Genomic DNA, 243 nt, shown 5'->3' with positions numbered 1-243 from the left:
TTGGATTATACCCGTCAGGCCACAAATCGTGGAGTCAAAACCTTGTGCGGACGGTTGCGCCAGAGATCAAATCCGTCCAGTAGCCAGTTCAATTCCTGGACCGTCAAAACGATGGCCTCTTCGGATTCATCGGGTGACGTTTTGAAACGCTCGGACTCCAGGCGCTTGAGCCAAAGGCAGAAGCCGTTGCGCTCCCAGTACAACACCTTGATCCGGTTGCGGTGGCGATTCATAAACACGAAA

The 243-nt window shown here is 53.1% G+C and carries 1 protein-coding gene; it reads right to left on the bottom strand.

Annotation, left to right across the window (positions count from 1 at the left end; translation table 11 throughout):
• Positions 1-14: 14 nt before the first annotated feature.
• A partial coding sequence (gene tnpB, locus HB675_RS25725) for an IS66 family insertion sequence element accessory protein TnpB (protein WP_213881971.1) occupies positions 15-243 on the bottom strand: 229 nt, incomplete at its 5' end.

Origin of the sequence: Pseudomonas sp. dw_358, from assembly GCF_018449655.1 — a bacterium.
In the GTDB taxonomy this organism is placed as follows: domain Bacteria; phylum Pseudomonadota; class Gammaproteobacteria; order Pseudomonadales; family Pseudomonadaceae; genus Aquipseudomonas.
Note: the sequence above shows the minus strand (reverse complement) of the source record. Positions and strands in the feature narration are given on the sequence as shown.